General features: G+C 45.1%; 14 protein-coding genes and 2 pseudogenes. 8 read left to right on the forward strand and 8 right to left on the reverse strand.

The annotated features are described in order from the left end of the window. The first annotated feature begins 19 nt into the window (after window positions 1-19). Together cydB and R7Z77_RS08225 are read left to right on the forward strand one after the other, a co-directional pair. Window positions 20-1027, forward strand: a complete 1008-nt coding sequence (cydB, locus tag R7Z77_RS08220) for a cytochrome d ubiquinol oxidase subunit II (RefSeq protein ID WP_213967562.1) — start codon at window positions 20-22, stop codon at window positions 1025-1027. 20 nt (window positions 1028-1047) lie between these two features. Continuing rightward, entirely contained in the window at window positions 1048-1176 is a 129-nt protein-coding gene (locus tag R7Z77_RS08225) for a DUF2474 domain-containing protein (RefSeq protein WP_017447407.1), read from the forward strand. 133 nt (window positions 1177-1309) lie between these two features. Here the strand turns inward: R7Z77_RS08225 and R7Z77_RS08230 are convergent, their stop codons facing one another. The 3 genes from R7Z77_RS08230 to R7Z77_RS08240 all read right to left on the reverse strand — a co-directional run bounded on the left by R7Z77_RS08230 (window position 1310) and on the right by R7Z77_RS08240 (window position 3545). Further along, window positions 1310-1816: a hypothetical protein gene (locus R7Z77_RS08230; RefSeq protein ID WP_054574663.1), complete on the reverse strand. Its 507-nt coding sequence runs from the start codon at window positions 1814-1816 to the stop codon at window positions 1310-1312. After that, window positions 1809-2534: a hexitol phosphatase HxpB gene (hxpB, locus tag R7Z77_RS08235; RefSeq protein WP_054574664.1), complete on the reverse strand. Its 726-nt coding sequence runs from the start codon at window positions 2532-2534 to the stop codon at window positions 1809-1811. Before hxpB ends, R7Z77_RS08230 begins: the two co-directional genes overlap by 8 nt. A gap of 129 nt (window positions 2535-2663) precedes the next feature. Continuing rightward, on the reverse strand, window positions 2664-3545 hold the full coding sequence (locus tag R7Z77_RS08240; RefSeq protein ID WP_064354694.1) for a LysR family transcriptional regulator: 882 nt from the start codon (window positions 3543-3545) through the stop codon (window positions 2664-2666). A gap of 97 nt (window positions 3546-3642) precedes the next feature. Between R7Z77_RS08240 and budA the strand changes: the two genes are divergently transcribed. The 3 genes from budA to R7Z77_RS08255 are packed head-to-tail and all read left to right on the forward strand — an operon-like array spanning window position 3643 to window position 6916. Then, complete coding sequence (gene budA / locus R7Z77_RS08245) at window positions 3643-4428, forward strand: acetolactate decarboxylase (RefSeq protein WP_005382707.1); 786 nt, start codon at window positions 3643-3645, stop codon at window positions 4426-4428. A 29-nt stretch (window positions 4429-4457) separates the two neighbouring features. Beyond that, on the forward strand, window positions 4458-6161 hold the full coding sequence (gene alsS, locus R7Z77_RS08250; protein WP_064354693.1) for an acetolactate synthase AlsS: 1704 nt from the start codon (window positions 4458-4460) through the stop codon (window positions 6159-6161). Continuing rightward, window positions 6158-6916: an SDR family NAD(P)-dependent oxidoreductase gene (locus R7Z77_RS08255; RefSeq protein WP_064354692.1), complete on the forward strand. Its 759-nt coding sequence runs from the start codon at window positions 6158-6160 to the stop codon at window positions 6914-6916. Before alsS ends, R7Z77_RS08255 begins: the two co-directional genes overlap by 4 nt. A 90-nt stretch (window positions 6917-7006) precedes the next feature. On the opposite strand, the gene R7Z77_RS08260 is transcribed toward R7Z77_RS08255, so the two are convergent. After that, window positions 7007-8920: a BCCT family transporter gene (locus R7Z77_RS08260; protein WP_064354691.1), complete on the reverse strand. Its 1914-nt coding sequence runs from the start codon at window positions 8918-8920 to the stop codon at window positions 7007-7009. 131 nt (window positions 8921-9051) lie between these two features. Continuing rightward, window positions 9052-9360: a TPMT family class I SAM-dependent methyltransferase gene (locus R7Z77_RS08265; RefSeq protein WP_226083206.1), complete on the reverse strand. Its 309-nt coding sequence runs from the start codon at window positions 9358-9360 to the stop codon at window positions 9052-9054. Between R7Z77_RS08265 and R7Z77_RS08270 the strand changes: the two are divergent. The 3 genes and pseudogenes from R7Z77_RS08270 to R7Z77_RS08280 all read left to right on the forward strand — a co-directional run. Then, window positions 9345-9569 (forward strand): annotated as a pseudogene (locus R7Z77_RS08270) (molybdopterin containing oxidoreductase); the annotation flags it as partial. The gene R7Z77_RS08265 and the pseudogene R7Z77_RS08270 sit on opposite strands and share 16 nt — an antisense overlap. A 76-nt stretch (window positions 9570-9645) precedes the next feature. Beyond that, window positions 9646-10264 (forward strand): annotated as a pseudogene (locus R7Z77_RS08275) (c-type cytochrome). 102 nt (window positions 10265-10366) lie between these two features. Beyond that, window positions 10367-10699: a hypothetical protein gene (locus R7Z77_RS08280; protein ID WP_318136640.1), complete on the forward strand. Its 333-nt coding sequence runs from the start codon at window positions 10367-10369 to the stop codon at window positions 10697-10699. A 163-nt stretch (window positions 10700-10862) separates the two neighbouring features. On the opposite strand, the gene R7Z77_RS08285 is transcribed toward R7Z77_RS08280, so the two are convergent. The 3 genes from R7Z77_RS08285 to R7Z77_RS08295 all read right to left on the reverse strand — a co-directional run bounded on the left by R7Z77_RS08285 (window position 10863) and on the right by R7Z77_RS08295 (window position 13629). Next, the gene (locus R7Z77_RS08285) at window positions 10863-11459 is read right to left on the reverse strand and encodes a methyltransferase domain-containing protein (protein WP_085569108.1); all 597 of its coding nucleotides are present in this window, start codon (window positions 11457-11459) and stop codon (window positions 10863-10865) included. Between the two features lie 136 nt (window positions 11460-11595). Further along, entirely contained in the window at window positions 11596-12798 is a 1203-nt protein-coding gene (locus R7Z77_RS08290; protein ID WP_104980556.1) for a phenylacetate--CoA ligase family protein, read from the reverse strand. A 9-nt stretch (window positions 12799-12807) separates the two neighbouring features. After that, window positions 12808-13629: an ABC transporter ATP-binding protein gene (locus tag R7Z77_RS08295; protein WP_005373283.1), complete on the reverse strand. Its 822-nt coding sequence runs from the start codon at window positions 13627-13629 to the stop codon at window positions 12808-12810. Window positions 13630-13663 lie beyond the last annotated feature (34 nt).

The following is a 13663-nucleotide window of genomic DNA, read 5'->3' on the forward strand; positions in this document are numbered from 1 at the left end:
CAAAGTTAAGGTAGAGAATATGCATTTTGATTTATCCGTGATTTGGTTCGCGATCATCGTTTTTGCCACTTTGATGTACATCATCATGGACGGCTTCGATTTGGGTATTGGAATACTGATGCCCTTCATCAAGGATGAAAAACAAAAAGACGTCATGGTCAACAGTGTCGCGCCGGTTTGGGACGGAAACGAAACTTGGATTGTGCTTGGAGGTGCATCTCTATTTGGCGCTTTTCCCATGGCTTACGCGGTAATTATTGAAGCGCTAACCATCCCTTTGACGTTGATGTTGATTGCTTTGATCTTTCGTGGCGTCGCGTTTGAGTTTCGCTTTAAAGCATTGGAAAACCACTTAAAGTTCTGGGACCGTTCTTTTATGGTCGGCTCGATTTTAACCACGTTATTCCAAGGCATCGTTGTTGGCGCGGTAATTCAAGGCTTTGCGGTGGAAAACCGCGTCTTCGTAGGTAGCCAACTAGACTGGCTTACCCCTTTTCCCATCTTTTGCGGTTTGGGTTTAGTCGCAACGTACGCGCTGCTCGGTAGCACATGGCTCATCATGAAGACGGAAGGTGCACTGCAAAACACGATGTACCGCTTCACTAATAAAACACTACTGGCGATGATCTCCGCATTAGTCATTGTGAGCGCTTGGACTCCACTTGCTTACCCTACCATTGCGGAAAGATGGTTTTCTCTGCCGAATTTGTTCTACTTACTGCCCGTACCAGTCATTACTGGACTGGTATGTTTGAAGATTGCTGACTCCGTTAAAAAGCGTAAAGAGCGCAGCCCTTTCGTGATGGCGCTAGTGATCGTGATTCTCGGGTTCGCAGGGCTTGGTATCAGTATCTGGCCAAATATCATTCCTCCTAGCATATCAATATGGGAAGCAGCGGCTCCTGCAAGCAGTCAGCGCTTTATGCTCGTTGGAGCGGTGATCATCATCCCGATCATTCTGGCTTACACCTTTTGGAGTTATTACGTCTTCTCTGGAAAAGTGAAAGAAGACGAAGCGTACCATTAACGAGTTGATAAGGAGTGAGTATGAAAGTCAAAAATTGGTGCCGCCAATGGGCGTGGATGGTTGGAATTTGGGTCGTTAGCGTCGCTGCATTAGGGTTAGTGTCTATGTTATTTCGCGTCATGATGACCGCTGCAGGGTTAAAATCTTAGCGCGGCATTTTTAAGTCAATAAAAAATGGATGCCTCTAGATCTTGTGTAAGAGCTAGAGGCGTTGAACCTAATACTCAATCTTAATGAAAAAGCCAAGCGTTAAGAATCTACTCAAAACATTCTTTCATAAGTCTACATTGCCTGAAGTCGTTCATGCATGCTTACGAGATCAAAAGGTTCAAGCTTTTTCGCAATGCTCAGTAATGCTTCCTTTTTATCTTGCGGTAAACTTTGAAACTTCGACTCTAAACGTAAATCCACTTTGCTAAAAAGTAGCTTTCTAATTTGACTAGCTTTTGCCTTTGATAATTGCAATCCATCATTATCGGAGGTTTCAATTATCATGATAATTCTTGCTAAATCACTGAATTCATCATCAGAGCATAAATAAAGTGATTGTTTGTATAAATAGCCAACCGAAATTTCAAAATCAATATTAAGCGCTTGAATCTGACTGACAATGTTTTCACTCATATCACTTTGAGAAGCAGAGTTGATACAATCATCAAATCGCCTTTCAAATGTAACAAATCGATTATTGAGCTCGTCCAACATAGTCGTATCTTTTGCGAATGATTCTATAGGTAAAACCAATAAGAACATTGGCAGTAGGTATTTTTTCAGCGATCGGCTATTCACAATCAAGTCCTTCTTCTAAAAAACTTTCATGCGGTGTTGGTGCAAGTGTTGCTTTCAAATTCAAGTCCATTAAACTCGCCAAATGGCTTTCATTAAACTCTGATAGCTTTTGCAGCTTTAGACTGGCTTCATTAAACTCTTGGTAGAACTTATCAGGTTGAGGTATCACGACTGTTTTTATGTTTGCTCGTGTTGCCGCAAGCATACCCGAATAAGAGTCTTCAAAGGCAATACAGTTACTTGAATCTACACCTAGTTTATTGATTGTTGAAAGGTAGACATCTGGCTCTGGCTTACCCTGCTCTACATCGTCTGACGATGATATCGCGTCAAAGTAACTGGCAATACCGAGTTTGTTCAAAATGATGGGAATGAGTTGATAAGGTGAATTAGTAGACAACCCTATCTTAAACCCTTTTTCCTTAAGCAATTTGAGTGTTTCTGTAACACCCTCTAATTCGCATCCTTTTTCAATTATTAATGCCTCCACTTTATCCACAACAGCATTCTCTACTTCCTCTAGGCTCTTTTCTTGCCAAGGATTACGTTCATACCAAAACCTTGTTACTTCACCTGTCGTCATAGTTGCAGTCTGCTTTGACAGCACTTCGGTCACTTGGACACCAACTGATGAAAACACCTGCTTTTCCGCTTCCTTCCACAAAGGTTCTGAATCAATCAGCAACCCGTCCATATCAAAGACCGCAGCGTATATCATTGGTACATCCTCAGTAAGTTCTATTCGTTGAGTAAGATTTGTCTATTCAACCAAAGCATAGCTTTGCATATAACGAGTGAGAGTATCACATTTGCCTGTGGCTATCAGAGCCAATTCGATGACTCATCTTTAAGCCTCAACATGACCGATGTGCATGGCTACTTTTAGCGCTTGTTTATTGAGATTAGATGCCTCCCAAGCAACAACAACACGACTAATGAGAGGGATATTATCAATCTCAGCGACTGTCGCGGAATCATCGAGATGTTCAGCCAGTGAGCGCGGAACGAGAGCAATACCTAACCCGGCCTGCGCCATGGCAATCGTCGTACGAAGTTGCGGTGCTGCGAACTGTGGTTCGAGCCTTACTCCTGCGTCGGCAAAAAGTGTGCTCATGCCATCAAACAATGCGGGTCCAGTCTCTCGTGGAAACAGTAAAATTTTATGGCCTCTCAACTGTTTCATCTGGATACAGGGATATTTTGCCAGTTCGTGGCCCGCCGGAATCACTGCGACAAACGGGTCGTTAAACAACACCTTGTGCTCAAAAGGCTCACTGGCGTAACAGGGTAGCCGCATGATTGCGAGATCAAGTTGTTTGCTTTTTAACTGAGTGGCAAGCTCTGGCATTGATAGTTCCGCCGTCTGTAAATGAACCCCATTCTCTTGAATACGCCCAATCTTCTCCAATACCTTAATGCAGGTTGATGTTGACGTCGCGAACCCAATTTTAACCTGCGTATTTTCACCACGAGCAATCTGACGAGCTTTTGCTTTAGCGCGTTCCACATCAGCAAGAATATTTACCGCATCCGTATAAAAGACTTGCCCTGCACGGGTCAGCTCTACTCCTCTAGACAAGCGCTTAAATAAGTCCACGCCAAGCTCGTGCTCTAGCTTTTTGATTTGTTGACTCAAAGGAGGTTGCGCAATCCCTAACTGTTCAGCTGCTCGGGTAAAGTGACGAGTCTCGGCGACCGAGACAAAATACTTCAGGTAGCGAAATTCCATATATTTTCCATATCAAAATAAATCTTTTTTATATTGGATTTAGCACCGTGTAGAAGTCAATCTAAATATACTCTTCATTGCATAACTGGTCTTACTCATGCGTGGATTTTATAACCCTCTATGTGCTTGTTCGCTTGAAGTAGCGAAAGAATTTTCTGAATACCATCACGTTACCGGAGATGGTGAGATTTATCAGACTTCGTTAATGAGTGCTTTGATCGCTGGAGTTTACGAAGGTTCAACAACTATAGAAGAACTGCTGAAACATGGGGATTTTGGTTTAGGTACGTTCAATGAATTGGATGGTGAGTTGATTGCTTTTGATAAGGAAGTTTTTCAACTCAAGTCGGATGGCTCCGCAAACCCGGCAGACCTGGCGCAAAAAACGCCCTTTGCTGTCATGACTTTTTTTAAACCTGATATCGAGCTGCCACTGACATCGCGCATGTCACGTCATGAAGTCCATAACCTCATAGACGACATGGTTCCAAGCGATAACCTATTTTGCGCAGTGCGCATTGATGGCGTTTTCGATTCAGTTCGCACTCGTACCGTACCTAAACAAACACGCCCTTATCGGCCAATGCTTGAAGTGGTCAAAGAACAACCAACATTCCGCTTCACGCATAAGCAAGGCGTGGTCGCCGGCTTTCGCAGTCCTAAATACACGACTGGCATTAATGTGCCCGGCTATCACGAACACTTTATTACCGATGACCGCCAAGGAGGTGGTCATATCCAGGATTACAGCATTTCGTCAGGGTTCCTCCAGATTGGCAAAGTCTCACGGCTAGTGATTGATACCCCAGTATCGACAGACTTCCTCAACGCCAATTTGGCTCCGGAAGATATAAATACCGCCATAGAAAAGGCGGAAAAGTAACAAAGTCAGGCAAATAATAAGGACAACAAATGCAATCCAAACCTTCAAATAAAAATGGAGCTCAGTTGATCGCTCAACAGCTAGAGTCTCTCGGCATTAAGTACATTTTCGGTATTCCTGGTGCAAAAATAGATCGACTGTTCGATGCGATTGAAGACACTAACATCCAAATGATTCCGGTACGTCACGAAGCTAACGGCGCGTTTATGGCGGGCGTTATGGGAAGACTAACCGGCAAAGCAGGCGTCACAATGGTTACGTCAGGCCCTGGCTGTGGAAATCTAGTTACGGGGGTTGCAACAGCAAACTCCGAAGGCGATCCGCTGATTGCTATCGGTGGTGCGGTGAAACGAACTGACCAGCAAAAACAAACACACCAGAGCATGGATACCGTCAGTATTTTTCGCTCTATAACTAAGTTCAGTGCTGAAGTGCAGCATGTGGACGCCGCAAGCGAGATCATGGCGAACGCATTTCGTATCGCAGAGTCAGGTCGTCCTGGGGCTTGCTTTTTGAGTCTCCCCCAAGATGTTTTATCCGAGCAAACCCAAACGGACATTATTGTCCCCTCGCCTTACACACAGCCTGGTTGCGCAGACATCGCAGCAATCGAAGAAGCGGTCAGTCGAATCAGTAAAGCAAAGCGCTGTGTGGTTTTACTTGGCCTTCACGCGAGCCGCAGTCAAAACGCTACTGCTATCGCTCGGTTTCTTCAAAATACGCAGCTACCCGTTGTCGGCACTTACCAGGCCGCCGGCACGGTAGACATCAATTACTATCATCACTTTGCTGGGCGTGTCGGTTTGTTTAATAACCAACCTGGCGATGTTTTACTGCGGGACGCCGATTTAATTCTCACCATCGGCTTTAGCCCAATAGAGTATGACCCTGAGCTTTGGAACAGCCACCGCAACCCAGTGATTCACCTCGATATTGAACCGGCAGAATACCAACTTAATTATCAGCCTTGTGTTGAAATCGTCGGAAACATTGCGCAGTCATTAGACAAGATGGGCAGCTATATCTCTGAATATGCTCGTCTTTCCCCAACAGCACTTTCAGTACTGGAAGAGGTAGCACTGCAACGGCAAGTGATCAAAACCTATCCCAATGTCTATCACAAGCAAGGATTTCATCCACTGGCACTGATTAAAGCCATGCAATCTATCATCACACCAGATACCACGCTATGCCTTGATATGGGGAGCTTCCACATCTGGATCGCTCGTTACTTAAGCTGTTTTCGAGCTCGCCAAATGCTGGTGTCTAACGGCCAACAAACGATGGGCGTTGCACTACCATGGGCCATTGGTGCCAGCCTACTAAAACCTGGTAGCAAAGTGGTATCGATATCAGGAGACGGCGGTTTTATGCAATCGAGCATGGAGTTAGAAACCGCGGTTAGACTGAACTGCAATATCGTCCATATTGTGTGGGTTGATAACGCCTACAACATGGTAGAAATGCAAGAGATCAACAAATATCAGCGCTGCTCTGGTGTGAAATTTGGACCAATTGATTTCAAGGCGTACGCCGAATCATTTGGCGCGAAAGGCTTCGCAGTGACTAGTCAACACGAATTGCTACCGACATTGAATAAAGCCATGGACGTTGAAGGACCAGCAGTGGTGGCTATCCCCGTAGATTACAGCGACAACGACAAACTGATGTTGCCGCGCACAGAGAAAAATCAAGATCCCGTTTTTGTAAGTTTCGAAGGAGAAATCGCATGAGAGGATTAAAAAATAAAGTCGCACTCGTCACTGGTTCTGCCAATGGTATTGGTTTGGCCATCGCAAAACGTTTGTATGAAGAAGGCGCAAACGTCGCTCTTGCCGATTGGAATGAAGAGCAGTTGGCAAACGCCGTTGAGGGCTTTGATAAACAGCGTGTGTCGGCACATTCCATTGATGTTTCTGATCCAGACAAAGTCGCAGCACTGATTTCTGATGTTGTTACCCGTTTCGGTAAACTGGATATTTTAGTAAACAATGCTGGCGTACATGTCCCAGGTTCCGTGATTGAAGGTAGTTTGGAAGACTGGAAGAAGATCTCTGGTGTAAACATTGATGGTGTTGTTTATTGCGCGAAGTTTGCTTTGCCTGAACTCTTAAAAACGAAAGGTTGTATGGTAAATACCGCGTCCGTTTCCGGTTTGGGTGGTGACTGGGGTGCCGCATTCTATTGCGCGAGTAAAGGCGCAGTGGTGAACCTTACCCGAGCGATGGCATTGGACCATGGTGCGGATGGGGTAAGAATTAACGCCGTATGCCCAAGTTTAGTAAAAACCAACATGACAAACGGCTGGCCGCAGGACATCCGCGATAAATTCAATGAGCGCATTGCGCTTGGCCGAGCAGCCGAACCTGAAGAAATTGCGTCTGTCGTGACTTTCTTGGCAAGTGATGACGCATCTTTCATTAATGGCGTAAACCTACCTGTAGACGGCGGTGCCACCGCATCAGATGGTCAACCTAAAATAGTGTAAGCATTAACACTGATTGAGCAGAATTTTTAACTGTAAGGTATCCACGCAAAAAAAGAGCCGAGTTTGTACTCGGCTCTTGTGTGCCTGTTCTTAAGCCTGCGATGTTGCTAAACCTGCCGACGCGCCGCCTAATAACACATGATTAAATTCCATTCGAGATTCTTGGGCTTGCTCAGACAGTTCTTGTTTCTTCTTTTGAGCCAACTCAAGCGCTTCGGTTAGTTGCTGTAGCTCTGTTTGCATCTCTTCTGGTAAATGATGGTCCGAAAACCCAGATTCACAGCTGTGTTCTAAGGCAAATGCGCGAATTCTCTTACGCATGCTCATCAGGGCCGCCATTGCTTCGCGCTCTTCTTCAGCCGCCTGTTGAGCTAAGTCTTTAAAGCGCTCAAATTTCGCCAAAGCCATTCCCTCTGTTGACCAAGGGTCAATTTCCGGCAGTTCTTCAATGTTAATGGTTGGCTCTTCGTATTCTGCTTGATGTTTAATATCTAGGCTCGCCGCGCGGACAAAGGACACCATCAACATCACCGAGATAACTAACAACGGTAAACCTCCCACGATCGCAGCGGTTTGTAATGTCGATAAACCTCCCATGAACATTAGGACGGTTGGCAGAAAAGACAAAGTAAACGCCCAGAACAAACGGTTCCAGCGCATCGGTTCTTCCGTCACATCATTTTGAACCACAGACGCAAGAATGTACGAGATAGAGTCAAACGAAGTCGCCGTAAAAATGATACACAATAGTGTAAAAACACCAATAACGATTGGCCCTAACGGTAATGTGTCTAACGTTGCAAAAATAGCCGCTGGCGCGCCTGATTCGTTGAGGATTGCAATGACATCAAGCTCACCCGTCAATTGCAACGATAAACCATAGTTACCTAAAACAATGAAGAATAAGAAACAACCTAAAGAACCGTAAAATATAGAACCTACGACCATCTGTTTGATCGTTCTTCCACGCGAGATACGCGCAACAAACAATCCCATACAAGGAGCAAAGACCAACCACCATGCCCAGTAGAAAATAGTCCAGTCTTGCGGGAAGTGTGTATCTGTAAACTCACCATAACCACCAAACGGCTCCGCCCAGGTAGCCATAACAAAGAAGTTAGACAACATACGACCAATTGAATCTAAGCCCGTTTCTAACATGAACACGGTTGGCCCAACGGCAAGTATAAAGAGTAACAAGCCCATCGCACCCCAGAAGTTAATGTTACTAAGGAATTTGATCCCCTTCTCAAGCCCTGCATACGCGGAGTAACCAAAAATAGCAGTACAGAGAAGTAATACAGCCACTTGGCTGAAGGTATTGTTTGGAAGACCGAAGATATGATGTAGACCACCATTGATAAGAGGCGCTGCTAAGCCAAGCGTAGTCGCCGCGCCACCCAACATACCAAAAATAAACAACACATCAATAAACTTGCCAATACCACCGTTTGCACGCTTTTCTCCTAATACAGGCATTAACGCACTAGAGATTTTCAAAACAGGTTGTTTGCGTACATAAAAGAAGTAAGCGATAGGCAGAGCAGGAATAAGGTAAATTGACCAAGCAATCGGTCCCCAGTGAAACAGACCATAAGTCGCGGCCCAGCGAATGGCTTCTTCACTGCCTGCTTCCAACTGAAATGGTGGTGATTGATAGTAGTATGCCCACTCGATACACCCCCAATACAGAATACTTGCGCCAATACCTCCACAAAATAGCATTGCAGCCCATGAGGCGTTACCAAATTCTGGTTGCTCGTCGGCTTCACCAAGTTTGATTTGGCCAAGATCGCTGAACACGGTGTAAATCATAAAACACATTGCTGCGATACCCAGTGCGAGGTATAACACACCAAGCTTATCGGTCATGAAAAATTTGGCCGAAGCTATCCAATCCGCACCTTGTGTGGGAAATAAAATTAAGGGTATAACGACGCTGAGTAAAAGAAAGAGTGAGCCTAAGAAGGTAGGCTTATCGATGAGAGAAAATGATTTGTCCATATTATATATCCTTATATTTTCAAAGGACATGATCCACATTTCTCGCAACTTCGCCAATTCACAACACTTATCGTTACCACAAGAATAATTGTCTTTAAAAGATGCATTATGTGACGCTGATTTTGTATTCATTATTTGATGCCATAGCGTTTAAATACGGCAACTTTTCTGCCACACCATCCAGCGCTCCTACCTTTAAAAACCTCAACACTGTTTGCCACCACTGAGGATTCCACAAGCTTAAACGTCGGTTCTAGATAACCCTCCAACTCCCCACTTCGCAAACAAAATGGAGGGAAGCGAGAGTGGTAATCATCATCTATAACGAAACAACCAATTAACAAACCGTCTCTTGTCAGCAATTTATCCACCATAGCAAAGTAATCTGGCCACTGGTCTCTCGGTAGTGCAGCGAGAAAGGATTGATTTTGGCGCAACATGTATGGATGCCGAACTCGCAGCCCCAGCCAATGACAGCGCTTGGCAGACGTTCAACGCCAAAGTGACATTCCCCCAAGCGGGCTACTACGAAGTTGGGGCAAAGGCGACTGATGACCAAGAGGTGGGCCAACCTTTTGCTATCACATGGAACCCGAAAGGTTACCTCAACAACACCTTCCACCGAATCGCGCTGATTGTTAAGGGTTAAACATGAAGGGGGAATAACAGTGAAAGCAACATCCTTAAATAAGCGGGTTTTCCCGCTCTCGTTTACTTTTCTCGCGCTGTTAAGTTACTCAGCCTTAGCAAACAATGACGAGTTGATAGCCGCAGGCGAACAGCAAGCGATGGTGTGTAAAGCTTGTCACCAGTTTGAAAAATGGAGGAAGTGCTTGTGGGGCTGCCTCTTTGGGGCTTAGCAGAGCGTGATATTGCCGGCTTTACAGGCTTCAATTACAGCGAAGCCATCAAACAGCATCAAGGTCAATGGGACGCAGAAAAACTGGATGCTTTTTTGGCGTCACCACCAGAGTTTGCTCCGGGCACAAACATGGTCTTTCCCGGCGTAAAAGACCCGGGTGCGCGAGCCGCAATCATTGCATGGCTAGCAACCCAAAACCCTACACGCCACCAGATTGGAATACTGCTTCATCTGAAATGGAGGTCAAATCAGCTGGTGATGGGATATTAGCGCCAGGAGAGAATATGGAACTCGTCGCGGCAGTCTGCTCAGCCTGTCATTCGTTACACATGGTCACACAACAATGACTAAGCCGCCAACGATGAGATGAAACCTTAGACTGGATGATTGAAGAGCAAGGGATGGATGAACTGCCGGGTGATAATCGCGAAGCCATTCTGAAATACCTTTCGACCTATTATGGGGGTAACTCCCGCCTTTAAAACTAACGCTTATTGATATTTTACATACGTATTCTTTCTGTGTGAGTATCCCCTCAACAGGAATAGAGTGAAGTAACCTCTGTTATTTCACAGTATGTATCGATGAGGTTTAAAAGATTGAAGGCAGAAGAGTTTTTTGACAACCATTACCTTTCTATTTGGGTTTTTCTTGTTGGCGTGGCAGTCATTACCTTGATTATGATGGGAGGCGGCATGGCAGTAACGTTGCTGGCAATATTGATTGACCAGTCGTCTGAGCACTTAACTACTGATACTTTCTTGGCTCTAAACTTTTCTTTTGCTGGGGTCATGACTCTACTGCTTGTTATCCCAAGCATGATGATTGTTAGAGGCAAACCTAAAGCGGCAGAAATCAACTTAATCAATATTTACTTTCAGTTCCTTGTTTACGCTTCTTGGCCTATTCCTTCTTGAAGATGAACATAAACTTTTTTTTGTTAGTTTTGTACTTTTTCCTATTATCGCTCTCTGGCTCATGGCATCGACCAAATATCATACATTTGTGACTTACTTTTCAGCGATTAAAAAAGAACCAGACAGTTTCCGCGAATACTTTCTAAAGAAGTCTCAGTGACGACTAACGTTTCTGCCACACCATCCATTGTTCTCTGCCTTTAAAAACCTCAACACTGTTTGCCACCACTGAGGATTCCACAAGCTTAAACGCCGGTTCTAGATAACCCTCCAACTCCCCACTTCGCAAACAAAATGGAGGGAAGCGTGATAGGTAATTATCATCAATGACGAAAAAACCAATTAGAAAACCTCCGCTTGGCAATAATTTATCCACCATAGAGAAATATTCTGACCACATGTCTCTCGGTAGTGCTGCGAGAAAGGCCCGCTCGTAAATGACATCAAACGATTGAGAAAAATCGGCATTAAATACATCACCCAATACGACTTTATCTTTGTAGTTACCTAACGCTGATTGCGCCATTTTTACCGCTTCTTGGCTGTAATCCATCGCGATCACGTCATGCCCATATTGAATAAAAGTGCTCAGTTCATAAGCGGCACCACACCCAGGAATAAACACTGAATGGCCTACATGAAGTGAATTGTCGAGATAGTCCTTGAGTTCTTGAGGTGTCGATTGGGCATCCCAAGGCATAGTGCCTCGGATAAACAAATCATCCCAGAATTGTGTGTTAATCATTGGTGCCTGTTTCATTTACCCGCTCCCTGATTGCGGTAGTAAAAAATAAAGGGATACGCAGCGCAATGTGGTATCCCTTTTCTAGCCTTTTGTCTGACGTTGTTAGTTTTTTATGACAACCACTTTCTACTGCACTTATGCCACCAATGAGTTAACTGCGAAGATCATTGATTAACGGCTGCTCCGCTTGGTTCGGTACAAACTGGACATTGCCTTTCAGTTTAGTGACAGACTGGAGTGTTGCTTGAATGTCCTCTGCTGATACATGCACATCATGACAACAGAAAGTAATGGCATCGTTGAAGCCATCGCGCTCAATTTTCAATGAGCCTTTAATATCGTGGCGACGACAGACTTCTTGGATCTGATGCGGATAAACAAATAGCCCTTTTACTTTCACCGCGGAGTCTGCTCGTCCCATCCAGCCCTTAATTCGTGCATTCGTGCGTGAAGAATCAGAACTTGTCTCTAGGTATGCCGATAAATCTCCCGTTGCGTAGCGAATCAGCGGGAACTTCTCATCGAGCGACGTTACAACGACTTCACCGACTTCTCCCGGTTGTACAGGAACACCATCAGGATCAACGATTTCAACAATAATATCCTCGGCAATCACTAATCCTTGTTCACCAGACACTTGATAAGCAATCAAGCCAAGCTCTGCACTTGCGTAGGCTTGAAAGACTGCAATGCCTTTTTCCTCAAACATCTGTTGCATGTCTGCTGTAACCGCTTCACCAGAGACCAGAGCTTTCTCAAAGCTAGGCAGCTCATCGTATTTCTCTTGGTACTTTTGTAGCAACGTCAGCAAATAGGAAGGTGTACCAGTGTAACCATTAGGTTGAAGCTGTTTAATTGCCTCTATTTGCGCTTCGGTATTGCCTACCCCAGCCGGAAATACCGAACAGCCACAAGCCCTTGCGCCACCATCCATAATAAATCCGCCAGGAGAGAAATGGTAAGAGAGCGTGTTATGCACTAAATCACCCGCACAGAACCCAGCAGCGTGAAACGCGCGCCCCATACGCCAGAAATCGGCCTCATTCGTTTGAGCCTCATATAAAGGCCCAGGAGACTGAAAAACACGTGCCATTTGACCAATGGCAACGCTATTTAAGCCACCAAACGGCGGTTTAAGTTGCTGCTGATTAGGTACATTGAACTTACGTGTAATCGGGAACTGAGCAAGCCCTTCACGATTGTTTGCCAATGTAGGCTCTAACTCAGAAAAATGCGCCGCGTAATGTTCGCTATTGGCTTTCGAATTTTCAATCAGTGCTGGCAAACGTTGAAACAGCGACTCTTCTCGCGCCTGTAGAGACAACGATTCTTTCGCATCAAATAGTTCGTTCATCCTTGCTCCTTACAACCAACGCTTACGACGTTTGTAAGATTTCAGATTCTTAAAGCTCTTGCGATCTTCATCGCCTCCGCCAAGGTAGAATTCTTTTACGTCTTCATTGTTTAACAGTTCGTGCTTGCTGCCATCTAGTACGATTTTGCCTGATTCCATGATGTAACCGTAATCGGCCGCTTGAAGAGCGAAGTTGGCATTCTGTTCAACCAAAAGCATGGTAATACCTTGCTCTTTGTTGATCTTGTTAATAATGCTGAATACTTCTTTAACTAGCAGTGGAGAAAGCCCCATAGACGGTTCGTCCAACAAAATCATCTTCGGTCGAGCCATTAAAGCTCGGCCAATCGCTAACATTTGTTGCTCACCGCCAGACAAATAGCCCGCCAGGCCAGTGCGCTCTTTGAGTCGCGGGAAATAGTCAAACACCATTTCGATGTCTTGTTCAACTTCGTTGTCAGTGCGTGTATAAGCGCCTAAGCGAAGATTTTCTATTACCGTCATATCTTCAACAATTCGGCGACCTTCCATAACTTGGAAGATGCCCGAACGGACGATCTCTTCCGGGCTTTTGTTGTCTATGCGCTCGCCCATGAAGTTGATTTCGCCGCGCGTTACTTCACCATCTTCGGTTTTCAATAGACCAGAAATGGCTTTCAACGTTGTGGATTTACCCGCACCGTTGGCCCCCAGTAAGGTCACAATCTGCCCTTTTGGAACTTCTAAACTCACACCGCGAAGCACTAGTATTACTTCGTCGTAAACGACTTCAATGTTGTTCACTGAAAGCAGTATTTCTGCCGGTTCGATATTCGTTGCTAATTCAGCCATCAAACTACTCCTTGCTAGGGTGAGAGTGTTCTCT

The sequence above is a fragment of the Vibrio sp. 1401 genome (assembly GCF_033340295.1).

Coding starts and splice junctions, on each gene's coding strand:
- R7Z77_RS08295 (WP_005373283.1), bottom strand. CDS start 13,629: ATGGCTGAATTAGCAACGAATATCGAACCGGCAGAAATACTGCTTTCA.
- hxpB (WP_054574664.1), bottom strand. CDS start 2,534: ATGATATACGCTGCGGTCTTTGATATGGACGGGTTGCTGATTGATTCA.
- alsS (WP_064354693.1), top strand. CDS start 4,458: ATGCAATCCAAACCTTCAAATAAAAATGGAGCTCAGTTGATCGCTCAA.
- R7Z77_RS08240 (WP_064354694.1), bottom strand. CDS start 3,545: ATGGAATTTCGCTACCTGAAGTATTTTGTCTCGGTCGCCGAGACTCGT.
- R7Z77_RS08225 (WP_017447407.1), top strand. CDS start 1,048: ATGAAAGTCAAAAATTGGTGCCGCCAATGGGCGTGGATGGTTGGAATT.
- budA (WP_005382707.1), top strand. CDS start 3,643: ATGCGTGGATTTTATAACCCTCTATGTGCTTGTTCGCTTGAAGTAGCG.
- R7Z77_RS08285 (WP_085569108.1), bottom strand. CDS start 11,459: ATGAAACAGGCACCAATGATTAACACACAATTCTGGGATGATTTGTTT.
- R7Z77_RS08260 (WP_064354691.1), bottom strand. CDS start 8,920: ATGGACAAATCATTTTCTCTCATCGATAAGCCTACCTTCTTAGGCTCA.
- R7Z77_RS08265 (WP_226083206.1), bottom strand. CDS start 9,360: ATGTTGCGCCAAAATCAATCCTTTCTCGCTGCACTACCGAGAGACCAG.
- R7Z77_RS08255 (WP_064354692.1), top strand. CDS start 6,158: ATGAGAGGATTAAAAAATAAAGTCGCACTCGTCACTGGTTCTGCCAAT.
- R7Z77_RS08280 (WP_318136640.1), top strand. CDS start 10,367: ATGAGGTTTAAAAGATTGAAGGCAGAAGAGTTTTTTGACAACCATTAC.
- cydB (WP_213967562.1), top strand. CDS start 20: ATGCATTTTGATTTATCCGTGATTTGGTTCGCGATCATCGTTTTTGCC.
- R7Z77_RS08290 (WP_104980556.1), bottom strand. CDS start 12,798: ATGAACGAACTATTTGATGCGAAAGAATCGTTGTCTCTACAGGCGCGA.